The sequence below is a fragment of the Embleya sp. NPDC059237 genome, from assembly GCF_042754105.1.
Taxonomy (GTDB): domain Bacteria; phylum Actinomycetota; class Actinomycetes; order Streptomycetales; family Streptomycetaceae; genus Embleya.
Window position 1 is genome coordinate 938,965 of record NZ_JBHZAE010000001.1, and the last position, 21,149, is coordinate 960,113.

Here is a 21,149-nt window from a genome sequence, read left to right on the forward strand (position 1 = left end):
TCGATGGTGGAATCAGGGGAATCGGGCAGCATCGTCGGCGGCCCGGTTCCGGCGCTGGGGTCCGGGTGGGCCGTGGGCACGACCACCGGCTCAACAGGGCGCGGGTCATCGCTCATGACGAGTTCACTCCAAACAGTTCACGGAGGATGGCGTACACCTGCCCGCCGCCGGTCGTGCGTTGGCACTGGACCTCGATCGTCAGCAGATCGCCCCACGCGCCGGCGCCGAGCGGGCCGCGCCAGTCGAGGTTCGCGAACCCGCCGGACGGCACGCTGACGGTCGGCCCGACCGGGGTCCCGTTGATCACCAGGCGCATCTGCCCGGTCGTGCCTGCGTCGCAGTAGGCCGACCCGAACACGACGATGTGCGAGTGCTGGCGCGGCGCATGCGACCGCGATACGGCACCCCAGGACCCGCCGGTGGTCGACGGCCAGTCCGTGCCGAACACGGACACAGGCAGCGGCAGGGGGATCCACGGGCGGCCGAGCCACCCGTCGTCGTTCGCGTCGTCCATCACGATGGCCTCGTGGCCCGCGGGCCGAGGGAACAGCCTGATCATTTGCCGGACCCCGGCCTCCTCGCCGCCGACCACCATGGCGGCGCCGGAACCGTCGGATCTGCCGACGTACAGGCCGTACTTACCGGCGTCGTACAGGCCCGTGGCCAATACCGGCTCGCCGCTGGGGGCCTCCACCCACAGCGTGCCGCCCTCGCCGATCCGGACCCGGCCGGCCAGGATCTCGTCGAGCGCCGGCCGGATGTTGGCCCGGCCGGCGAGGACCCTGACGGCGTCCTCCAGGCGCCGGATGCGGTCGAGCAGATCATTGGGGATCGCGGGCATCAGGCGGCCTCCAGGAACAGGCGGGCGGTCTCGCCGCTGCTGCGGGTCGGTGGGGTCACGGCCATGCCGACGACCCGGTACCGGCGATCGTCGCCGTCCGGGTGCCACAGGTCGCGGCGGCGGACCCGCACCGTCGCGCCGAGCATCGCCGGCGACAGGCGGTCGCCCGGGATGATGGTGATCTCCGGGATCGTCGTCTGCGACCAGGCCCGGCCGAGGTCGGCCTGGGCGTGCCCGAGCAGGGTCGCCGGGTCTTCGACCGTGGTGTGGTCGCTGGTGCCGTCGAGCCGCGGCCACCCGGCATCGATCGCGCCGGGCACCTCCTGGACGTCGGTAAGCGAGGGCGTGCTCTCGGCGGCCTGGTTGCGGTTGGTTGTCGCGCCGCGGCTCTGCCAGTGGGTTGCCCGGCCGCCGCCGTCCTCCGGATCCGCGTACGCCCGGATCGGCCCCGGGTAGTCCAGGACCACGTCCGTCGAGCCGGCAGTGATCCGGGGGTAGCCGAGCTGGAGGCGTTTGACCCGGGCGCCCGCGGCGTCGAGTTCGCTGGAGATCCGCCACTCGAACCCACCCTGGACGGCCGCCAGTTGGTCCAACAGTTGCCGGATCCTGGGCTGGTCGTAGCGGCTGTAGGTCCGGTCCCGCACGATCCCGGACACCTGGCCGTAGTCGATGACGATCCCGATGTCGCCGCCCGGCTGCGCGGCCGTGGCGGCGACCAGCTCGCGCGCGATGTCCAACTGGTCGACGCCGCCCGGCGGGGTCTCGTACGTCGTCATCAGGACGCGCCGATCGAGGTAGCTGTCCCACGTCGCGGCCTGGATCGCGTAGGACGCCCCGCCGCGGTCGCCGACCGCCGGGGTAGCCTGCCACACGATGCCGCCCCACCAGATCTGACCACCCCGGTACACCCACACCGCGGTGCGGGCCGGTTCGAGCAGCAGCGCCCGGCGGGCCATCTCGGCGGAGGTCACCGGGATTGTCCCGCGGAGGGAGCCCGCCTTGCCGATGTAGTCGTCGAAGCTCAGGCCGTCGAGCGGGATGGCGTCGATGACCTGGTCCGTGCGCAGGTCGCAGAACACGACGCGGTAGGTCGCCGCCGTCACGAAGCAGCCTCGTAGCTGTAGGACAGCCACAGACTGTCCGTCGTCCCGGGCGTGGCCGTCGGGAACGGTGTGTTGAGCGTGGGGCCCCAGTTGAACCCGCTGCCGTCCTCGATCACGGCCACCCGACTCGTCCCAGGGTTCAGTAGCGCAGTGCCGCTGTAGTAGGCGGCCCCGGTCCGGATCGCCCCGGCCGAGCCCGCCGCGTACTCCGCGTTGTCCGGCGTCGTCGATGCCGCGACCGGGATCGACCATGTCCACTGCGAGTTCGTGGCTCCTGCCGAGGTGGTCGAGCCGAACTTGAGTCGGATCCTGACCTGGATCAGGCGCCCGATCCGACACCACCGCTGATACAGCGCACCGTTGCCAATGGTGCAGGCGGCGCCGTCGGCCTGCCAGGTCGGCGTGCTCTGCGTCCACGCGCCCCAGGTGCTCGGCGAGATTGCCGATGGCAGCGTGAACTCGACCCACGCGGACCCGTCCCACTGGACCAGGCGGCCGGAGACGATCCGCGCCTGGCCCACGTAGGACCCGGCGGCGTTGGACGCGTCGACCGGCAGGATGCCGCCCGCAGCAACCGTGTACACCCGCAGGTCGGTTGCGGTGCCCCACGTCAGGCCGCCCGTGCCCGCGCTCGCGCCGGCCGGGACCGTGATCTGGTAGAGCGGCATCGTGGTGGGTGAGGGCATCGCGGGCGCCACGGGCGACGCGTTCGCCGCGCCCTGCACCACCACGATGTCGCCGATGCTCTGCCCGGTCGCGTCGTACACCGTGTCGTACACGCGGAGCGCAATCACGTCGATGCGCGGCAAGCTGGCGTGCCCGTTGCCGACGGTCACCGCGTGCGGCGCCGTGACGGCGGCAGCGTAGGCCCCCTGGGCGGTGGTGCCCTGCACGACCGCGCGCCCGAGGCCGATGGTCGCGGTCATGCCCGACCCGGACAACGCCAGCGGGCTGCCGCCCGGAATCACGCCGGACCGGGTGGTCGTCGGGCCGGTCGGCCACATCGTGCCGACCGGCGACAGCCGGGTGTCCTCGCGGGACTGGCCGCCGCCGGGGGAGGCCGGGGACGGGTACAGCCAGCTCACACGTACAGTCACGCTGACCTCCAGGTCACCAGAAGGCGGAACGCCAGCGCACGGTCATCGACGCGGCGGGATCGGTCGAGCCGGACGCGGCCCTGAACGCCAGGTCCGTTGCTCCGGGTTCAAGGCGAAACCACTCCTCCGGCACGGAGCGGCTGGTCGCCGCGTACAACCGGTCGGCGCCGGCCAAGCGCACCGACTGAGAGCGTGTGTCGACGGTGAGGGTTTCACCCGCGCCCAGCACCAGGTCGTACTCCAGGCGCACGCCGTCGGACATACGCACCATCGCCGGAGTGTCGACCGGTCCGACGAACTCGACGACCGGACTCGTCGGCGCGTAGCCGGAGTTCACGGCCGTGAGAGTGCCGGAGACGGCCGGTGTGCCCCAGTCGAGCGGGAACGTCAACGGGAACGTCAACCCGCCTTCCGCCTGGGGCAGCTTGGTCGTCGCAGTCTGCTCGACGAGTTCGTACCGGCGCGGGTCCGAGCACGACCACTGAATCGGGATGCCGACCACGGTCCCGATCCGGTACGCGCGGTCAACCGGGATCCGGCACCGGACCACCCGGCCGAACACCATCCGCGGCCCGCGCGAATCGAGCCACACGACCAGCGGGGTCTCCTCGTCGGTGAGTGCGGTCGCCCGCTCGATCCGGTCGACGACCTCCCCGGGGTCACCCGCGACGCGCATCAGCACGTCGAGGGTGACCGTGCGGGCCTGAGCGAGGAGCGGCCCCGGCATCGACCCGTGCTGTCCCGACCGGGGTACCGACGCGTCGTCGGGGGACGGCAGTTCCTGCCATCCGTCCAGGCCGCGCCAGCGCAGCGGGTCGGGGCCGAGGACCAGGTCGCGAAACTGGATCAGGCCGGGTCCCGTTACGAGTTCGCCCGCCATCCGGTCACCCCCGTCCGCGCATCTGCCAGTCCAGCGCGGCGGCGAGCTGGTCGGGCGATTCGCCGGCCGAGTGCCATCCGCCGTTGATCTGCACCATCGGGCCCGTGCGGTCCGCAGCGACGGGGGTGGTGCCGCCGACCGAGGTGATCCGCGGCAGCGCCGCCAACGACGGCATCGACGCGGTCAGGCCCGCGAGTTGGGCACGCAGGGCCGGTGTCTGCGAGTCGATTCCGTCGAGTAGCCCCTGCATGATCAACTTGCCGTTCGGCGTCAAGAGCTTGGCGTCCTTCACGGGCGGGCCCTTGGAGAACGGGATCATGTCCGTGATCGAACTCAGGACGCCCTTGACCGAGCTGATCTTGGAACTGATGCCGTCGATCAACCCCTGGATGACCTTGGTGCCCGCATCCCAGAGGAGCCGACCGACGTCACCCAGGCCATCGCGGATGGACCCCGGGATGCCCCGGACCCAATCCATCAGCGCACGGCCCTTCTCCTCGGCGCCGTCCTTCATGCTGGCGAAGAACCCGACCACGGCCGAGCTGAGCGCGCTGACCTTGTCCGACACCCACCGGCCGGCCGACGCTGCCCCGTCCTTGATCGACTGCCAGGCCCCGGATACCAGCCCGGTCACCCACGACCAGGCCGCGCGCGTCCCCGAGACGATCTCGTCCCAGTAGTAAATGACCAGCGCGGCAATCGCGATGATCGCCACCGTCACCCACGCGATCGGACCCATCGCCAGAATCCAGGCCGCCGCCATCTGCGCGCCGCGGATCAGGGCCTGAGTGCCCATCGTGACCCAGCCAGCCACAACGATCGCCGCGTTCCAGGTGGCTGCCGCGCCGGCCGCGACCCAGCCCGCAATCGTCGTCCAGTGAGCAGCAGCCGAGGTGATGGCCGACGTCGTTGCGGTCGTGCGGGTCAGCACCCACGCGGTCACCTGCGTGGCCGCGCTCACCGTGGCACCAACACCGGCCGCGACCATCGACGGCAGGAGGAACAGCGTGATTGCGGCGGCGACCGCCAGGATGGGTTCCTTGTTGTTGCCGATCCAGGTGGCCGTGTCCTTCACGGCGGGCACGACGTCGTCGCGCAGGACCCGACCGGTGGCGACCGCCGCCGGTACCACGTGGTCGTCGAGCCAGCCCGCGACGTCCCGCAGGACTGGCACTAGGTCGTCGCGCACCCACCGGCCGGCATCGCGTACGGACGGCCCGAACCGGTCCTTCATCGACCGCGCGAACTCCTCTGCGCGCGGCAACACCTTGTCGCCCAGGGTCTCGACGAACGCCTGAGTGACCTTGCGCTTGAACGCCTCCACCTTGGTAGCCGCGTTGTCGTGCATGGTCTTGCCCGCCTTGTCGGCGGCGCCGGCCACGTCGCCGAGCGCGGCCACGGCCTTGGACGGGTCGAGCGCGTACAACGCCTTGCCGAGGTCTTCGCTCTGGGTGCCGAACAGGCCCACGGCGGCAGCGTTCTGCTCCACCGGGTCCTTCATGGCCCTCAGCCTGTCGAGGACGGTTTGCAGGCCGGCGGACGCCTCGGGGCCGCCCCTGGCGATCTTCGCCGTCATCTCCTCGGCATCGAGACCCAATGCCTTGAACGCCTCGGCCGACGACTTCGACCCGTCAACAGCGCGGATCGAGAACTCTTTGAGCGCGTCGGCGACCAGGTCGCTGTCCCTGGCCCCGTTCTTCAGCCCTTGGCTGAGCAGGCCCATCGCGGTGGTGGCGTCGAGCCCCAACTTCCGGAACTGCGTGGGGTATTCGTTGAATGTGTCCAGAAGATCTTCGGACTTGTTGACGCCCTGCTGGGCGCCGCGCACCAGGACGTCGAACGCCTCGCTGGCGTCCTTGGCCATGCCTGTCTTGATCATCTGGCCGACGGTCGCGGTCACCTTTCCGACGTCCTCCTGGAGGATCGTCGAGAGGTCCATGGCCTTCGCCGCCACGGCCTCGATGTCGGCGGTCGCCGCGTCCTCGTCGATCAGACCCTGCTGCCACACTCCGCGTAGCGCGTCGTTGACCTCGCTGATGCTCTCCCCGTAGGCGCGAGAGAACAGGTGGCCGGCGATTCCGCCGAACTCCTTCGCCATCTCGGGCGACGCGCCGAGCTGGGCGGCGAGCAGGTCGGATGCCTGCTCCTGGTCCATCGCCGACTTGAGGCCGGCGACCAGGGCGGCGCCCGCAGCCGTCGCGGCGAGGGCGGCGCCCGCGATGAGCTTCTGCTTCAGCGACATGCCGGCCTTCTCGCCAGCCTCGCCGCCCGCGTCGGCAGCCTCTTCCGCCAGGGCGTCACCGAGAGCGGCGCCCGCGTCCTGGCCGGCGTCGGTGCCCGCCGACGTGGCCGCGCTGCCCAGGGATCGATCGAGGGCGGTACCCGCGCTCGCCCCGGCCTGCCGGGCGCCGGCGTCGAGCTGGGCCTGGAGCGCGGCGGCCGACGCGTCGCCCGCCTGGTTGCCGGCCTGCGTCGACCCCGGCGTGAGTACGTTCGCCAGGCCCTGCACGGCCGAGGCGGCGCCCGCCCGGATCTGGTCGATCAGCCGCCCGATCAGGCCCTGCCCGGCCCCCGTACCGGCCTGCTCGGATGTGCGGGTCACGTCGCCCGCGAGACCCTGCATCACGGCCGTGACGTGGCCGGCGCCGCGGTCCAGGTCGCGCGTGTCCAGGCTCGCGAAGCCCACCAGTTCGCCGACGTTGAGCGCCACGGATCACCACCTCCGTGGGTGCTGCGTCAGGTGCTGGGGATACCGGTGATCGCTGCGATCTCGGCCGGGTCGACGACCGCCCGCGGAGTGCGTCTCCATGCCTCGCGGAACAGGGCATCAGCGCTGAGACCGCCGAGGCAGACGCCGAACTCGCGGGTGGTCAACCGGCGGATCTCACGGGGTGTCAGGCGATACTCGCGCCGTAGGTCGGCCTCGACCACGCGCCAATGGATCAGGACCGCTTGCCAGAACTCTTGGTCTTCTTGGCGGCGGCTCGCTTCTCGGCCCTGTTCTTCGGGGCTTTTCCCGCCTCGTCCTCCTCGACGGACGCCGCCGCCTCGGCGATGGTCATGGACCCGGGGCGGGCCATGTTCGCGCCGCACCAGCGCAGCAGCACCGGCAGGGCCTCGGTGCCGAACGGGCTTGTCGACTCCCAGGCGTCCAGGGCGGCCTCGCCGAAGATGGGCGCGAGGATCAGCCGGAGGGCGCCCGCGTCCTCGCGGTCGGCCAGGCGCCGGGTCTGGAGCGTGAACGCGATCGGCACGCCAAGCGGCATCACGTGCACCTGGCCGCCGATGCGGATGCTCGCCGGGCGGACGTCGGCGTTGGTCTCCTCGATCCACGCGTCGAAGTCCTCCGGTTCCAGCGGCGCCGCGGTGCTCACGAGACCGCCATGGTGGTGGGGGCGCCGGACCGGCGGATCGTGCAGGACCAACTCGACTTGTCGTTGTTGCCGCCGCCCTGCTCGCCCGGGGACATGGTGGCGTCCCACACGACCCAGGTGGTGGTCTGGGTCTCGTGGCGGAACCTCACCCGGTTGTGGGAGGCGACGCCGAGGCCGAGCGCCCACACGCCGTCGATGTACGCCTGGCCGGGGTCCTGGGCACCGGTCGCGGTGTCGGCGGCGTGCTGGCCCTCCAGGCTCAGCGACGCCCCCCTTTGCATGACGTCTTCCTCGTAGTAACCGTCACTGCCGAAGTGCGTTGTTTCGGCAGTCTCTTCGTTCTCCCCGGGGTTGTGGGTGAACGTCGAGATGTGGCCGATGTCGAGCCACGCGTTCGCGGCGGTCTCGACCTGGAACAGCCAGCCCCTCGCGTCGATCGGTCGCTGTGCCATGGGTGTTGCCTCCTCAGGGGCGGTGGTCCGTGGGGGCACCCACGGTCAGGCGGTAGTTCGTGACGTGCTCGTGCCGGCCGTTCGCGTCCACGCCCATCGACGCCGGTGGGGCCTGGGCGACGCACAGCACCAGCCAGGTGCCGTCCGGCAGAGCGGTGCGGGTCAGGCCGTGCAGGGCCGAGTAGATGGCGTAAGAACGGCGGCGCGAGACGCGCGGGTCGGCCGTGCCGCGCACCCGCACCTGTAGCGACGGCTCGTCCACCGGGATCCGCGAGTCCGGCTCGGGCCCGCCGTACAGGGTGAGCACGACGACCCCATCCGGCGCCGGTGGCATGTGCTCGGCGAAGGTGTCGCCGGCCGCTCCGGTCGGGTCGTAGGTGACCAGGCCGCGGGCAGCCAGGTAGCGGGCGAGGCCGTCGACCAGGTCGAGGTCGTCAGCCACCGGTCACCCGCCGGGCCCGAGCCGCGACCAGGGCCATGACCTGATCACCGGCCGCGTTGAACGGTGTTTCCAGGTATTTCGCGGCCCTGCCCGGCAGGTGCTGCCAGGTCAGCTCCTCATGCTGCCGGACCGCGTACGGCGTCGAGTAGCTGACCGCGCCCGTCATCGTGTTGCGGTCGACCGAGGCGACGCCGGACCGCTCCAGGGTCGCCTCGTCGAGAGGGACCAGTTTGCGGCTCTCGCTCAGGGCGTACTCCATGCCCTCGTACAGGCCCTGAGCCATCGCGTCGCGGAGTGCGGTCACGGCCTGGTCGACGGTGAGCCGCAGCGTTGCGCGCGTCATTCCAGCGTCACCTCCTGGTGGTCGGGCGTGGGCAGGCCGCCGCCGTCCCGATCGGCCGTCGTGATCGCCGTGGTGCGTCGGCCCGACGGCAGAGTGACCCGCGACCCGGGCGGGCACACCACGCCGCGGCGGGTGTAGATGGTCGACGACGACGTGACCTCGGCGCCGGTGGGCGCCCGCACGATCCGCACCGTGTCGTCGACCATCGCCCGAACGGTCGCCTCGGGCCCGTAGATCGGGCCGTACGCGCCGTCCCCTATATGCGGCTCGATCCGCACCTGGTGCCGCAGCAGCCAGCCCGGTACCGCGCCCATCAGGACCACGTCCCGACCGCGCCCAGGCGCAACCGGCCGGCGAGTCGCGGCGACCGCAGCAGCGTCCACACCCTCGGCGGAACCTCGTCGCCCGCCGCGGCCTGGCCGGTGGCTGCCCGCGAGAGCGACACCGACCCGATTGACACCGACGCGTACGCCGCCGCCGTCCCCAGGTCATCGCCGAGTTCGTCCCACCACCGCACGAGTGCGCACGTGGCGGCGGCGAACGCGGCGATCACGACGGGGTCGGTGGGGTTGCCGTTCGCGTCGGCGTCGTACACGGCGGTCAGCAGCACCTGTGTGTCGAGGACGGCGGACGCGTCGGCGAGCAGCCGGTCCGAGTCGGCTGGTATCGGCAGGTTCGCGCTGGGCCATGCGGCCTCCAGGTCGGCCGTCGTGGCGTACACCATTCCGGCACCTCCGGGTTCAGGCGGGCGGCACGGCGACGGCCGCGACGGTGACGCCGGTGACGGCGCTGTAGTCGACCCAGACCTTGCCGCTGGCCTGGTTGTAGGCGGCCGGCCACGGGCCGATCACGACATCGCCGGTGTTCGCCGGGATGGTGACCTGGCGGGCGGTCACGGCCTGGCCGTCGACCGTGGCCGGGATGGCGAACGTCACCGTTTTGGCGGCGGCGTCCGAGTTCTTCACGCGCAGGAGCGTGCGGCCGTCGTTCGGGAACATGTGGCCGTCGACCACGGCCGCAGTGAACGCGGGCGTGAGGCCGGCGCGCGAAACGGCCTGAACAGTCAGGTCAGCCCTGGCCATCGGCGGCACCTCCGTACTTCTCGATCAGGTCGGCTTTGGTCATGCCGTCGGCGGTCTCCGGGTCGGCGCCGCAGGCGACCGCCCAGCCGACCCACGCCGCTTTGGGGGCGGACGGCGCGGGTCGCTCGGTCGGCGGCGCGGGTACCTCGGCCGGGTCGGCGTCGTCCGGGTCGGTCCAGGGCGACCCGTCCGGGTTGACCCGCCGCAGATGCCCGCGGGCGAGACGTTCGGCGATCGGCTCGGACAGCGGCAGGTCCATCGCCCACACGCCGCCGCCCTCGCCCAGGAGGTGAACGGTCTCGGCCATCAGGTGTTCCTCGGGACGCGGAACGCGGTGATCGAGCCGGCGACGTAGCCGGTCGCCACGTCCACGAGCATCGACCCGTCGTTCTGAAGGAAGCGGCCGGACTCGAACGGTCCGGCCCAGACCGTTGCGCCGTTGCCGACCGCAATGACCAGGTCGCCCTGGCCGGCGGCGATGGCGGGCGGGTTGGCGCCGGCTTTGATCGTGACGTTGCCGCCGGTCGCGCCGGCGACCAGCCGCAGCACGGTCAGTTCCGGCGCCGCCTTGGCGATGGTGTGGCCGTTGCCGACACCGGCGTTGGTGGCGGTGCCCGCCGGGTCGGCCAGGTTCGAGTTGGGAATGAGGTTGCTGTACGCAACAGCGGTGCGTGCCATGGGTCTTGTCCTCCGATCAGGTCTGGGAGACGACCGCGGTCGCCAGCGATTCGGGACGGATGACCTTCGCGCCGTACAGGCACAGGCCCTTGATCGCGTCGCTGAAGCTGCTTTCGGGCCGGTACGCCTCGGTCTTGTTGATCTGCTCGGCGTAGGAAATCGCCGCGTTGGTGCCCGCGGTCACCACGTAGTCGTCGCCGGTCGGGTTCGGCGCGTTCTGGCTGATGAGGATGTCGAACCCGGCAGCACGCGCCACCATGCCGTTGCGCAGGCCGGTGTCCGTGCCGGACTCGTTGACCTTGACGAACCGGTCGTCGCGGAGGGCCCGGCCGTGCAGCCACGGCGGCACAATGCAGTAGCGGCCCTCCAGCGGCACGGACGCGTCGTCCAGGCGGACCTTCAGCGGCACCAGGACCTTGTCGTAGAAGTCCTTCGGGGAGGCGTCGGTGACCGCGATGGTGCCGAGCTGGTTCGCCGCCTGGGCCTGGGTGTAGAGGCTGGCGATGTACTGGTCGATGACGTCGGCCAGGGCGTAGGCCGCTTCGTCCATGGCCTGCGGCATGACGTTGCCCTTGGCCTGGCGGGCGTCGACGTCGTCGACGCGGAAGGCGAAGTACTTCGCCTGATCGACCGTCAGCGTGCGCTGTGCGTCGGTCAGTTCCTCGGGGGTGATGATGGTCGAGTTCGGCACGTAGGTGCCGACGGTCGGGCGGCTGACGGACGTGATGCGGACCGTGTCGCCGGCCTCGCTGATCTCGCCTTCGTAGTCGCGGTTGACGATGGTCGGGCCCGCGTAGACGAGCCGCTTGCGGAGCGCGACGAGCAAGCGCGCGCTCCAGATCTCCGGGCGAAACCGGGTGAAGGCCATGCGGGTTGCTCCTCGGGGTTAGAGCAGGTGCGCGAGGAGGCCCTTGTCCTGGGCCTCTACGATCTGCTCGGCGGTCATGGTGGCCAGGTCGGCCTCGGTGAGCTGGCGCTGGCCGGGCTGACCGGCGCCGGTCAGGTCGGCCGGGCCGGACGCGGGTCCGGCCGGGATGGCGCGCAGCGCGGCGTTGCCCTCAGCGGCGGCCTTGGCCGCGGCGACGACGGCGGCGGTGTCGGTTGCGTCGAGGCCGGCGGTCGCGGCCTGGAACGCGAGGGAGTCGGCGAGCGCAGCCGGGTTGGCGCCGTGCTCGGCGGCGTGCTCGTACAACGCGGCCTTGATCAGCGCCGTGTGTGTGGCCTTCTGCTGCTCGCTGAGCTTCTGGCCCAAAACCGCCGGGTCGTCGGGCTGCTTCTGCCCGGTTGCGGTGGCGATGGCGTCGAGGACGGCCTGGGCCCGCTGCTCGGCCGCGCTCGCCTTGCCGCTGGTGTCGGTGATCAGCTTCTGGGCCCACTTGGGCAGGGCGTCCAGCCGTCCCTCGGGGATCTCGATCGGCGCCGGTGCTCCAGGTGCAGGCGCGGGCGTGGGCGGGGCGACCGGAGCAGGTACCGGGGCCGGCCCGGTCGCGGGGGCCGGCGCGCCCGGTTCCGGGGCGGGCGCCGGGGTCGGCGGGGTGGGTGTGGTCACGATGCCCTCCAGGGCGGGTAGGCGCGATCAGCGCAAGGTCTGGATGAAGGCGCGCTCGAAGGGGGTCAGAACGGCCTCGGCTGCGGCCTGTTCGGCGGCAGAGGGCGGTACGTACTTCGGGATGTTCTTCATACGGCGGCGGCGCATCTCGGCGATGATCCGCAACTGGCGTGCAATGGCCTCGGATGTCTCGGCGCCCGAGGCGGCGGCGGCCCGCTGTGCGGCGCGCTGCGTGTACTCGTTGCGAAGGTCGTCCCGGGTCATGCGTCGCAGGTCCCGGCGCGGGATTTCCGTCCTCGGCGCCCTGGGGCCCGACGGGGCGGCGGTCGGTGCCGCGGGTGTCGGCGGGCGCGGGGAGACCGGCGCCGGAGTGGGTCCGGAATCGGGTCGTGGTGTGCGCGGTCCCGGCGCGGGACCGCCTTGGCCGCCGTAGCCGCGCATCGGCTGCTCGCGCTCCGACTTGCGCCGCAGGCCGGTGCGTTCGACGTGTTCGCGCATCGCGGCCTGATGGGCGCGGATGCGGGCAGCGGCGGCCTTGCGTGTGGGCTCGTCCAGCGCGGCCTCGCGGCGCTTCTTCCATTTGCGGATCTGCCGCTCGATCGCCCGCTGCCGCTGGGTGTCCTCGTAGGTGGCGCCGTCTGGGTGCGGGATTGGTCGCGGCGGCGTCGAGACGCCGGGCAGGTACACGCTGATGCTGCACCGGCAGTTCGGGTGCAGGAGGCCGCGGCTACGGGCGTCGGGCAGGGACCCGGCCACCGTGACGCTGACCCATCCCCCGTCCGTGGCGTGCTGGAGCATCACCGTGCCGGCCGCTCCGGACGTCCGCCACAGTACTTTGCCCGCCCAGGGGTCGCAGCGTTTGCAGTGCAGCGGCTGTTCGCTGACCATGACGACCTGCTGACCGGCGGCGGCCAGGCGGTCGCTGTGGGCCTCGATCCCGGCCCGCCCAGTCGCCGACCTCAGCGCCATCTCGGCGTACTCGGCCATGCCCCAGGAGCGGCCCGCACTGTCGGTGAACCGAGCAACGCCGCGGTCGACGAACTGGTTCAGCGCCTGCTGTGTGGCCGCCCGCCGGGTCTCGACGCCGAGCACGGGCGCCGCCGCCGACCGGGCGATCACCTCCCGGTACACGTCCGTGGTCTGGCGCAGAATCGACGAGTGCACGGCCGTGGTCGTGTCGAGCACAGCGGCGGCCAGGCGGTCGACGACGGACGCCGTCGGCAGCACGGTGGCCGCGGCGGCGGCCTGCGCGACCGGGACGGCGCCCATTTCGGCGATGGCGGCGGCCTGGCCCCGTTCGTAGGCGGTAGACAGGGCCTGGCGCACCGTGCCGTCGGCGTCGACCGCCAGGGCGTCGACCACCTCGGCCAGCGCGCCCGACAGGTCCCGCAGAGCGGCCAGGCGGTCCTCGGCCCACGTCGGCAGCCCTTCGTTGCGGGCGAGCATGCCGCGGATCACCTGGATCAGGCTGTACTCGGCCGCTCGGTACAGGTCGCCCAAGACCGCGGCCAACTCCTCGGCGATGGCGGGTGAGACCGGCACGGCCACCCCCTACGCGTACGTCGGTTCCGGATCGGGGGGTTCGGTGACCGGGTCGGCGCCCACCTCGGTCGGGTCGCTCGCCACCAGGCCGAACTCGACATGGATCCGGTCGACCTCCTCGGCGATCTGCGGCTCTGCCCAGTCGGGATGCACGAGCCGCACCAGGGCGTCGGTCGAGGCGGCCTGGGCGCGATGCAGGACCTCGGCCGTGTTCGCCAGGGTCAGCATGTCCTCGGACACGCTGTCGCCGAACGCGATGCTCGGCCGCTCGGGCACGATGCCGCGGGTGCCGATCATGAGGGCGTCGACCATCAGCAGGGTTTCCAGGATTTCGCTGATGGCGGGCCGCTGGTACAGGATCTTGCGGTCCCGGGTGATGAACGAGCGGCGCTCGCGGGCGTTCACCTCGGTGGCGGTCATCGCCGCGTCGCCCGTGCCGCCGAACGTCTGCGAGCTGTATCCGGCGGCCCGCAGGGTCAGTTCGGTCAGCTCGTCGCAGGTGTCGCGGTGCTCGGCCACGCGGATGGCGAACTGAACGATCGTCAGGTCCGTGGTGCCGCCAGCCCGTTGCAGGATGTTGAGGCCGCTGTAGATCTCGCGGTCCTGGTCGAACACCGCTCCCTTGCCCGGCCCCTGGGACTCCAGCATGGACTCGGGCACGATCAGCCGGCCGCGGGCCTGCCGGACGTCCCGCATCCAGGACGACAGCGTTTCGTCCAAGCCGTCGAACAGCGGCTCGCACTGGTGCAGGTCGGACCGGCCGAGGTGCGCGGCGGCCGGGTTGTCCTCCCAGATGGTCGGCCGCATGTTGGGCACGTACACGGCCGTCAGTCGGTCCTTCAACCCGGTTGGTACGGCGGGCTTCAGGCCGGCGGTCGCCGGGTCCGCCTCCAGCCCTACGGCCAGGCCGAGGGTGTCGCGGGTGCCGTCGTACAGGCCGTGCAGGATCACGCCGCGTTCGTGGCGCTCCAGGTGCCGGCGAACCTTGTCGCCGTCGCAGTGCAGGACGCGCCAGAACGTGACGGCGGCGAGTTCGCCCCACCGCCATTCGGGGACGGCGTGCCGGGTCGAGGCGGACGCGATCCAGGGTCGGGGCCGCATGTTGCGGTCCCACACGACCCGCAGGTAGCCGCCGCCGCGGGCCGCCTCCAGCTCGGCGGCCTCGGCGAGGACGGCGTGCATGCCGTCGTCCATGAGTTCGTCAAGGCGGGCCTGGGTGGTCGAGTCGCCGACCAGGGCGGTCGGCGGCTCGGAGTACAGCAGTTGCGCGCTCGCCTTGCAGATGTCGGCGGGGAGCGGCACGTGGTACTTGGTGCGCTGCTCGCCGGGCGTCAGCCGGGTACCCCAGAACCAGCGGGTGAACGCGGTCCGTGCGCGGCCGAGCAGTCCGGGCCGCCCGGACTCCGAGCCGAAGAAGTCGCCGGCCGCGCCCGCGTAGGAGCGGGCGCCGCCGTACAGGCTGCTGATCTCGTCGGGGTCGCCGCGGTACCAGGCGTCCCAGACGGCGATCTGCTGGTCGGGCCCGGCCAGGGCGCGGGGCGGCCACGGGGTCTTGCCTCCCTCGGGCAGGGGCATCAGCGGGTCACCTCCTGCGGTTGGGTGGGGATGTGGCCGCGCCACAGGGACTCGGTGGTGTAGACCGCGTACCGGCCGGCGTCCATGCTGTGGTCGTCCTGCTTCAGCGGCTCGTCACGGCCCTGGGCGGTCGCCTTCGGATCCCACGAGTAGCCGGTGATCTCGTCGATCCAGCCGCGGCATGAACTGTGCACGCGCAGGCGGTCGTTGCCCAGGAGCGACCCGATCGCCCGGATGCCCGGCAGCACCTCGTTGTCGGCCTGGGTGACGCCCGGCCAGCCGTCGCGGAACAGTTGGGTGATGAACGAGGCTGCCGACGGGTCGACGACCGTCCAGGCCGGAACCTGACCGGCCAGGGGCTGGTAGCCGCGGACGTGGGCGCGCAACGCGGCGGAGTACTCGGCGTCGGTCATCGCCCGCCGGGACACGCGCGAGTCGTAGCGGTACTCGGACGCCAGGTACAGCCGGCGATCCTCGCCCAAGCCCAGGAGCAGGCCGACGAGGGGGTTCGTCGTGCCGTAGTCCACGCCCAGGCCCGGCCAGCGGATCATGTTCGGCAAGGTGTCGACGATGTGCCGGTCGTCGTCCCACATGTCGTAGATGGCGCCTTCGGCGGCGACCCACTCGCCGAGGATGTACCGCTTGTAGAACAGGCCGACGTAGCCGCGCTTGAGCGACGCCAGGTAGTCGGCGGAGAGGTGCGGGTTGTCGTCGAGCTGGAACGAGAACCGGTGCAGGTCGAGCACGTCGTCCCCCGACGACCGCAACACCGAGCCGTCGCGGGTGAGATGCAGCGACGCCCTCGACAGGTGGTCGCGCATCAGCCAGTGGTTCTTCGACTCGGGGTTGGTGGTGCCGAACCACTGGGCGCCGGGAATGCTCAGCCGGGTGGTGAACATGGAGAAGAAGCTCTCCGGGTACGTGGTGACCTCGTCCAGGTAGCCGCCGGCCAGGGTCATGCCCTTGACCTTGTCCGCGCTGCGCTCGTCGTGGGCGCCCGCGGTGTAGATGGTGCGGTCGAACAGGTCGACTTCGCCGGCGCCGCTGCGGTACGTACACCGCGACCGCCCGACCATCTCGATGATCGGGTCGATGATGTTCCGCTTCAGGGTCCGTTCGGTCTTGCCGACCATCAGCAACGGTCCCTGGGGGCCGCGGCGCACGTACTGGAGCCACCGGAAGATGCTGCTGACCGTCTTGGACGATCGAACGGAACCTTCCCAGAGGTTGCCGCGGGCGGTGGCCAGTCGCACGCTCTCGGCTTGCTTGCCGACCAGGGGGGCGATCACGTCGCCTCCTCGCCGGTCATCGCGGCAAGCCACGCGTCAACGGCGGACAGGCCGTTGGGGTCGATGCCGTGCTTGTCCAACGCCAGGTGCTTGTCCGTCGCAACGGCGGCGATGACTGCGGCCTTTGCGGCGTTGGCGTCGTCCAGCTCGGCCCGCGTGTGGGCGACGGCTTCTTCGGCGAGGGTCAGCCAGGCGTCGCCGAGGGCGGCCCGGCGGGCGGCCTGGTCGACGGTCGCGGCGGCGGTGGCCTTTTGGGTCTGCGTACGTTCGAACGCGTCCGCAGGGCCAGCCTCGGCGGCGAGCTTCGAGACGGTGCTGGGGCTGACACCGTGCCGCTTCGCGATGGCGCGGCACGACAGGGCGCCAGCGGCGACGTCGGCGAGGATCGCCGCCCGTACGGTGTCGTCGATGCGAGGGGGCACATGGTCACCCCCTCGCTGGTCGATCGGTGCTAGCAGCCGTCCCAGCGCCAGGTTCCGGCCTCGCGGGTCCAGGTCTGGGCGGTGCGGTCGAGGGTGGGGACGCCCACGGAGTACGTGACCCGGGCCCGGTCGCCGGTGATCTCATCGACCTTGATCGACTTGACCGTCAGCGCGCCGTAGACCTTCTTGGCCTGGGCGACGATCGCGCCGTACTCGGTGGTGGTGGTCTTGCCTTGGCATCGGGTCGACAGGATCTCGTAGGCGCCGGGGCCGTCTCCGGCGAACATGCGCGCGGTGTAGGCGCGGACCGCAGTCTCCAGAGGAGCGGTGTCCGGGCCAGTGTTGACCGGCCCGGGTGATGCCGGTAGCGGGACGGAGGTCACCGTTGCGGTGGCCTTCTTGTCGCCGTCTCCGTCGCTGCTACAGCCGGTGGCTAGGAGGAGCACCGCCGCCAGGGCGGTGGTGGTGGTGTGTCGGGTGATGCGCTGCACTGTGCCCCCAGGGTGTGTGTTCCCTGGTAGACCGGCGGCGCGGTTGAGAGGTTGTACGGCGGGCGGTGGAATCGCACCGAGGGCGAACGACACGCCCGAGGGAAAGATTTTACCGGGGAAATATCGACCAAGAATTGCAACGGAGAGCAGCGGAGAGCAGTGAATTGCCACGGCCCAGCGAACGCCGGGAAACGCTACGCAACGCTGACCTGCACGTTTCGTGTTCCGCGAGTGCTGCGTGTGTTGTCCACAGGGGCGTGGTTGCGTGCGCGCGGAATGTCTCCACCCTCGTTCAGACTGGATGCGCCCTGATTGCGGGGTGAGTTGGCGGGCCGTCCAGTGATCTTGGCGGATGCGGGACGGCCCACCGTACGAGTTCTCGGGAGAACCCATATGTCCGAAGCTAGCACCGACGTTATCGGCGAGCACCGACGCCGCTGGTTGAGGTTCGGCCGTGACGTAGCCGTTCAAGTTGTGGGCAGCGTCATCGCGGTGGGTCTACTGGCGCTGATCGCCTACCTGTTGGCGAGGTAGGGGCGCGCGCGAGCCCCGGGTCGGTGTTCCGGCTCGGGGCTCTTGGGTGTTTCCGGGCATGCCGAAATCACGAGCTGTGGATAACTCAGATCAGGTTAGGCGTCGCTGACGGCGTGCGCAACTGACCCGTCCGATCAACGGGTTGGCCAGCGCTCAACGCGTCGACCCGGCAGTTCGGTTGGCGCATCGCATCCGCACGGTTGGCGGGTTCGTGTCCGGACACCGATCACGCCGTGTCCGACGCTCGGTGTCCGGACACGACCGGTCACGCCGCGTCGGGCGTCAACTCGGCCCGCAGCCGGTCACGCTCGGCCTCGGTCAACCCGGGCGCCCGCCCGGCCAGTTCCGCATCGGTCACCAGTTCTGCCCGGTCGGCCCGCGGCGGTGCGTCGAGCGCACGCCCGAGGTCGGCGAGATCGTCCCAGCGCCACATCGGCCGACCCTGGATCCAGGTGCTCGACGGCGCCCGGCAGATGACTCGGCGGCCGGTGCACTCGACGTGCGGGCCGAGCGGGTGCACCGGCCGCATCATCAGCACCGACCCGCACCATGGGCACGGCTGGAGCAGCCGCAGCGGCCGTTCGTCGCCGAACCCGAGGACGCCGACGACCTGGCGGGCGACCGGCCGCAGGGTGGTGTCGATCCACGCGTTCTGCTCGCGGTTGAGCCAGGCCCGGTAAATGCCAAGGTCGGCGCACGCCGCTGGCACGGTGTTCGGGTTGCCTGCGGGCCGGCTGTAGAGGGCGAGGCCGAGGGTTGCTCGCGTCTCGGCCTCGACGTACAGCACGGCCTGTTCGACCGTGCGCATGACGTCGACGGCGGCCAGGTTGGCGGCGGCGGGCGACGTACCCCGGGCGAGCGTCGACCGCTCCGCCCGCTCGATCCGGTCGCGCTCGGCGATCGCCGCGGCGAGGTGCCGTCCGATGTGGCTGGCGCGCGGCCGGCGGGTGCCGGGTACGGCGGCGGCCCGCAGGTCGGCCCAGTGCACGGCGATGACGTCGGCCGGCGGGGTGTCGGTGTGCTGCACGGGGTTCTCCTGCGGTCGTACGGTGTCGGGTTCGGGGCCGTGGGGCCCGCCCCTCGCGACGGGGCGGGCCGCGCGTGGGTCAGGTGGCGCCGTCGAGTGCCGCGCGGACCTGCGCGGCCAGGTATCGCTCGCCGCAGCGGTCCGGGTCGGAGTCCTGTGGGAGTCGGCTGCTGAGGACGGCGCGCACGCGATCGACGGCGCCACACACGGTGGTGAGCTCGGCGGCGTGCCGGTCGCGTTCGGCCCTGGCGTGGGCGAGTTCGGCACCGAGTCGGTCGCGGTCGGCGTCGGTGCGGGCCTCGGCCAGGAGGCCACGGAGCATCGTCACTTCGGCGAGCAGGTCGAGGACGTGCCGGTCGGAGATGCGTTCGAGTGCCTGGAACGAGTCGGTCATGGTGACGTCGACCAGGCCGCCGCTAGTGGGTGGCGTGGCGGCGGTGTGCAGGTCCGCGATGATCGGGGCCAGGTCGAGCCGGCCGGGCACGGGCGCCGGGTCGAGGCCGCAGCCGCGTCGGATCGCGGCGATGACCGATTCGGCGTCGCCGGGGCGGATGCAGATGCCGCACTCGCAGGAGGGGGCGAGCGAGACGCCGCGGGCGGTGGCCTGGTCGATTGGTGTGATCACCAGCTCGCAGCCGGTCTCGTCGGTGAAGTGGTAGCTGCGCGGTTCATGCGGGTCGGTCACGGCTGGCCTCCGAGGATGGTTCGGGCGATGGTCAGGGCGGCGGCAACGGCGCCGGGTTCGTCGACCGACCCGGTCGCTGCCTGGGTGGCGCACTCGTCGAGCCAGGTGGCCAGGGCGAGGCCAACGGCCGGGCCCATGGCGGCGACGTACCGGGCGTCGGGACCGCGCAAGAACGGGGCCCGGCCGCGGGTGCCGGATCGGCCGTGAACGAGGGTGCCGCCGCTGCCGTCGGTCACGTCGGCCGATCCGGTCGGGTCGTCGGCCCAGCGCGGCCGGACCGCCCAGGGCGGCGCGGAGGCGGCGGCGGCGAGGGCGCGCAGGTGTTCGGCGGCGCGGCGGATGGTGTCGGCGGGCTCGTCGGTCACGTCCTACTCCTGGTGGTGAGTGCGATGTCGGCGGAGACCTGATCGAGTGCGATTGCGAGGGCCACCGCGTGGGTGAAGTTGCGGGCGCCCAGGCGCCGGATGACGGCCAGGCGGTGTCCGTACACGGTGTGGGTCGTAATCCACATCTCGGCGGCGGTTTCCTCGATGGTGAGACCGCGGGCGCCTGCGGAAACGGCCTGGCGCTGCCGGTGGGTGAGGACGTCGCGGGACGTGGAAGGGATGCCGAGGGCAACTCTGTCGCGGCGGATGCTGCTGGCATCGACGCCGAGTTGGTGGGCGATGGCGGCGGTGTCGAGGCCGTGGGCGACGAGGTCGCGGACCCGGTCGCGGCGGAGCTGGACGCTCGTGGTGGGCGTGGTCACGTCTCGCTCCGGGTGGCGGGTGCGGGGTGGGTGATGCGGAGAATGCGGCGGCCGTCGTGCTCGGTCTGGCGCAGGTCGGTCATGCGGAGGGTGACGCCGCGGGCAGTGGCCCGGTCAGCGGCTCGGTCGAGGACGGCGCAGAAGCGGCCGACCGGGATCGGCAGGCGCACGACCAGGTGCCGGCGAACGGTGCCGGTCACCGGGTCGTCTCCAGCTGGCGGGCAATGCGGCGCGCGTCCTCGGGCAGGGCGCGCTGTTTGGTGGTGATGGGGCTCGGGCCCTGCACTGTGGCAACGACGGTGCGGGCGAGGTCGGCCAGGCTGGTGTCGCGGTCGGCGATGAACGCTTCGGCGATGAGGTCGTGAACTTCGCGCTCCAGCGGGGTCATTCGGGTCATGGGGTCACCTCCGGGGTGCCGGGCGCCCGGTGGTGGGCGCCCGGCAGGTCGGGCTAGAAGGGGGGTTCCGAGTCGCTACCGGGCGGGGGTCCCCACCCGCCGCCCTGCTGCCGCCCGCCGCCGGAGGGGACGGCCCACGGGTCGTCGGCGGGCGGTCCGCCGCGCTGCTGAGCCTGGCTGCCGTAGCCGCCCTGCTGCCGCCCGCCGCCCTGGCCGCCGCCTCCGCGGCTCGCCTTGGTGACCTTGGCGGTGGCCCACTTCAGGGTCGGCCCGATCTCGTCGACCTCAAGCTCGACGACGGTGCGCTTCTCGCCTTCCTTGGTCTCGTAGGACCGCTGGCGCAGCCGGCCCTGGGCGATGACCGCGGTGCCGCGCTGGAGGGATTCCGCAATGTTCTCGGCCAGTTGCTTCCAGGCCGTGCAGCGGAGGAACAGCGGCACGCCGTCCTTCCACTCGTTCGCCTGCCGGTCGAAGGTGCGCGGCGTGGATGCCAGGGTGAAGTTCGCGACCGCAGCCCCGTTGGGCAGGTAGCGCAATTCCGGGTCGGCGGTCAGGTTGCCGACCACAGTGATGGAGGTGTCTCCGGCCATGTGCTGTG

General features: G+C 71.7%; 29 protein-coding genes. All 29 read right to left on the bottom strand.

Translation table 11 applies throughout. From position 1 onward, the window contains the following. Window positions 1-112 precede the first annotated feature (112 nt). Window positions 113-841 (bottom strand): hypothetical protein, encoded by a 729-nt coding sequence (locus tag ACFXKZ_RS04140; protein ID WP_379996143.1) that lies wholly within the window; start codon window positions 839-841, stop codon window positions 113-115. Next, window positions 841-1,944, bottom strand: a complete 1,104-nt coding sequence (locus ACFXKZ_RS04145; RefSeq protein WP_379996145.1) for a hypothetical protein — start codon at window positions 1,942-1,944, stop codon at window positions 841-843. Before ACFXKZ_RS04145 ends, ACFXKZ_RS04140 begins: the two co-directional genes overlap by 1 nt. Beyond that, window positions 1,941-3,041, bottom strand: a complete 1,101-nt coding sequence (locus ACFXKZ_RS04150) for a hypothetical protein (protein WP_379996147.1) — start codon at window positions 3,039-3,041, stop codon at window positions 1,941-1,943. Before ACFXKZ_RS04150 ends, ACFXKZ_RS04145 begins: the two co-directional genes overlap by 4 nt. A gap of 13 nt (window positions 3,042-3,054) precedes the next feature. Beyond that, a complete protein-coding gene (locus ACFXKZ_RS04155) occupies window positions 3,055-3,921 on the bottom strand; it encodes a phage distal tail protein (protein ID WP_379996149.1) in 867 nt (288 codons plus the stop codon). Window positions 3,922-3,925: 4 nt separating this feature from the next. Beyond that, complete coding sequence (locus ACFXKZ_RS04160) at window positions 3,926-6,631, bottom strand: phage tail tape measure protein (RefSeq protein ID WP_379996151.1); 2,706 nt, start codon at window positions 6,629-6,631, stop codon at window positions 3,926-3,928. Window positions 6,632-6,657: 26 nt separating this feature from the next. After that, window positions 6,658-6,852 carry a hypothetical protein gene (locus tag ACFXKZ_RS04165; RefSeq protein ID WP_379996153.1) on the bottom strand — a complete coding sequence of 65 codons (195 nt, stop codon included), beginning with the start codon at window positions 6,850-6,852 and terminating at the stop codon, window positions 6,658-6,660. A gap of 11 nt (window positions 6,853-6,863) precedes the next feature. After that, on the bottom strand, window positions 6,864-7,295 hold the full coding sequence (locus ACFXKZ_RS04170; protein ID WP_379996155.1) for a hypothetical protein: 432 nt from the start codon (window positions 7,293-7,295) through the stop codon (window positions 6,864-6,866). Further along, the gene (locus ACFXKZ_RS04175; protein ID WP_379996156.1) at window positions 7,292-7,747 is read right to left on the bottom strand and encodes a phage tail tube protein; all 456 of its coding nucleotides are present in this window, start codon (window positions 7,745-7,747) and stop codon (window positions 7,292-7,294) included. Before ACFXKZ_RS04175 ends, ACFXKZ_RS04170 begins: the two co-directional genes overlap by 4 nt. 13 nt (window positions 7,748-7,760) lie before the next feature. Next, window positions 7,761-8,189 carry a minor capsid protein gene (locus ACFXKZ_RS04180; protein ID WP_379996158.1) on the bottom strand — a complete coding sequence of 143 codons (429 nt, stop codon included), beginning with the start codon at window positions 8,187-8,189 and terminating at the stop codon, window positions 7,761-7,763. Then, a complete protein-coding gene (locus ACFXKZ_RS04185) occupies window positions 8,182-8,532 on the bottom strand; it encodes a hypothetical protein (RefSeq protein WP_379996160.1) in 351 nt (116 codons plus the stop codon). Before ACFXKZ_RS04185 ends, ACFXKZ_RS04180 begins: the two co-directional genes overlap by 8 nt. Beyond that, window positions 8,529-8,846 carry a hypothetical protein gene (locus tag ACFXKZ_RS04190; protein WP_379996162.1) on the bottom strand — a complete coding sequence of 106 codons (318 nt, stop codon included), beginning with the start codon at window positions 8,844-8,846 and terminating at the stop codon, window positions 8,529-8,531. Before ACFXKZ_RS04190 ends, ACFXKZ_RS04185 begins: the two co-directional genes overlap by 4 nt. After that, window positions 8,846-9,256: a hypothetical protein gene (locus tag ACFXKZ_RS04195; RefSeq protein ID WP_379996164.1), complete on the bottom strand. Its 411-nt coding sequence runs from the start codon at window positions 9,254-9,256 to the stop codon at window positions 8,846-8,848. The genes ACFXKZ_RS04190 and ACFXKZ_RS04195 overlap by 1 nt, the downstream gene beginning before the upstream one ends. Window positions 9,257-9,272: 16 nt before the next feature. Beyond that, window positions 9,273-9,623, bottom strand: a complete 351-nt coding sequence (locus ACFXKZ_RS04200) for a hypothetical protein (protein ID WP_379996166.1) — start codon at window positions 9,621-9,623, stop codon at window positions 9,273-9,275. After that, entirely contained in the window at window positions 9,601-9,921 is a 321-nt protein-coding gene (locus ACFXKZ_RS04205) for a hypothetical protein (protein WP_379996167.1), read from the bottom strand. The genes ACFXKZ_RS04200 and ACFXKZ_RS04205 overlap by 23 nt, the downstream gene beginning before the upstream one ends. Then, window positions 9,921-10,292 carry a hypothetical protein gene (locus ACFXKZ_RS04210; RefSeq protein ID WP_379996169.1) on the bottom strand — a complete coding sequence of 124 codons (372 nt, stop codon included), beginning with the start codon at window positions 10,290-10,292 and terminating at the stop codon, window positions 9,921-9,923. The genes ACFXKZ_RS04205 and ACFXKZ_RS04210 overlap by 1 nt, the downstream gene beginning before the upstream one ends. A 16-nt stretch (window positions 10,293-10,308) precedes the next feature. Beyond that, window positions 10,309-11,160 (bottom strand): P22 coat protein - protein 5 domain protein, encoded by an 852-nt coding sequence (locus tag ACFXKZ_RS04215; protein WP_379996171.1) that lies wholly within the window; start codon window positions 11,158-11,160, stop codon window positions 10,309-10,311. 18 nt (window positions 11,161-11,178) lie between these two features. Then, window positions 11,179-11,841 (bottom strand): hypothetical protein, encoded by a 663-nt coding sequence (locus tag ACFXKZ_RS04220; RefSeq protein WP_379996173.1) that lies wholly within the window; start codon window positions 11,839-11,841, stop codon window positions 11,179-11,181. A 27-nt stretch (window positions 11,842-11,868) separates the two neighbouring features. After that, on the bottom strand, window positions 11,869-13,383 hold the full coding sequence (locus ACFXKZ_RS04225) for a phage minor capsid protein (RefSeq protein WP_379996175.1): 1,515 nt from the start codon (window positions 13,381-13,383) through the stop codon (window positions 11,869-11,871). 9 nt (window positions 13,384-13,392) lie between these two features. After that, window positions 13,393-14,958: a capsid protein gene (locus tag ACFXKZ_RS04230; RefSeq protein WP_379996177.1), complete on the bottom strand. Its 1,566-nt coding sequence runs from the start codon at window positions 14,956-14,958 to the stop codon at window positions 13,393-13,395. Further along, window positions 14,958-16,247, bottom strand: coding sequence for a PBSX family phage terminase large subunit (locus ACFXKZ_RS04235; RefSeq protein ID WP_379996179.1), 1,290 nt, complete (start codon window positions 16,245-16,247; stop codon window positions 14,958-14,960). The genes ACFXKZ_RS04230 and ACFXKZ_RS04235 overlap by 1 nt, the downstream gene beginning before the upstream one ends. Next, the gene (locus tag ACFXKZ_RS04240; protein ID WP_379996181.1) at window positions 16,244-16,669 is read right to left on the bottom strand and encodes a helix-turn-helix domain-containing protein; all 426 of its coding nucleotides are present in this window, start codon (window positions 16,667-16,669) and stop codon (window positions 16,244-16,246) included. Before ACFXKZ_RS04240 ends, ACFXKZ_RS04235 begins: the two co-directional genes overlap by 4 nt. Before the next feature lie 29 nt (window positions 16,670-16,698). Continuing rightward, a complete protein-coding gene (locus ACFXKZ_RS04245; RefSeq protein WP_379996182.1) occupies window positions 16,699-17,160 on the bottom strand; it encodes a hypothetical protein in 462 nt (153 codons plus the stop codon). A 799-nt stretch (window positions 17,161-17,959) separates the two neighbouring features. Beyond that, on the bottom strand, window positions 17,960-18,721 hold the full coding sequence (locus ACFXKZ_RS04250) for a hypothetical protein (RefSeq protein WP_379996185.1): 762 nt from the start codon (window positions 18,719-18,721) through the stop codon (window positions 17,960-17,962). 79 nt (window positions 18,722-18,800) lie between these two features. Next, window positions 18,801-19,406, bottom strand: a complete 606-nt coding sequence (locus tag ACFXKZ_RS04255; protein WP_379996187.1) for a hypothetical protein — start codon at window positions 19,404-19,406, stop codon at window positions 18,801-18,803. After that, complete coding sequence (locus ACFXKZ_RS04260; RefSeq protein ID WP_379996189.1) at window positions 19,403-19,771, bottom strand: hypothetical protein; 369 nt, start codon at window positions 19,769-19,771, stop codon at window positions 19,403-19,405. The genes ACFXKZ_RS04255 and ACFXKZ_RS04260 overlap by 4 nt, the downstream gene beginning before the upstream one ends. Next, on the bottom strand, window positions 19,768-20,154 hold the full coding sequence (locus ACFXKZ_RS04265) for a helix-turn-helix transcriptional regulator (RefSeq protein ID WP_379996191.1): 387 nt from the start codon (window positions 20,152-20,154) through the stop codon (window positions 19,768-19,770). Before ACFXKZ_RS04265 ends, ACFXKZ_RS04260 begins: the two co-directional genes overlap by 4 nt. Further along, entirely contained in the window at window positions 20,151-20,354 is a 204-nt protein-coding gene (locus ACFXKZ_RS04270; protein ID WP_379996193.1) for a hypothetical protein, read from the bottom strand. Before ACFXKZ_RS04270 ends, ACFXKZ_RS04265 begins: the two co-directional genes overlap by 4 nt. Then, window positions 20,351-20,551, bottom strand: a complete 201-nt coding sequence (locus ACFXKZ_RS04275; protein WP_379996195.1) for a hypothetical protein — start codon at window positions 20,549-20,551, stop codon at window positions 20,351-20,353. Before ACFXKZ_RS04275 ends, ACFXKZ_RS04270 begins: the two co-directional genes overlap by 4 nt. A 53-nt stretch (window positions 20,552-20,604) precedes the next feature. Continuing rightward, the gene (locus ACFXKZ_RS04280) at window positions 20,605-21,141 is read right to left on the bottom strand and encodes a single-stranded DNA-binding protein (protein WP_379996197.1); all 537 of its coding nucleotides are present in this window, start codon (window positions 21,139-21,141) and stop codon (window positions 20,605-20,607) included. Between the last annotated feature and the right edge of the window lie 8 nt (window positions 21,142-21,149).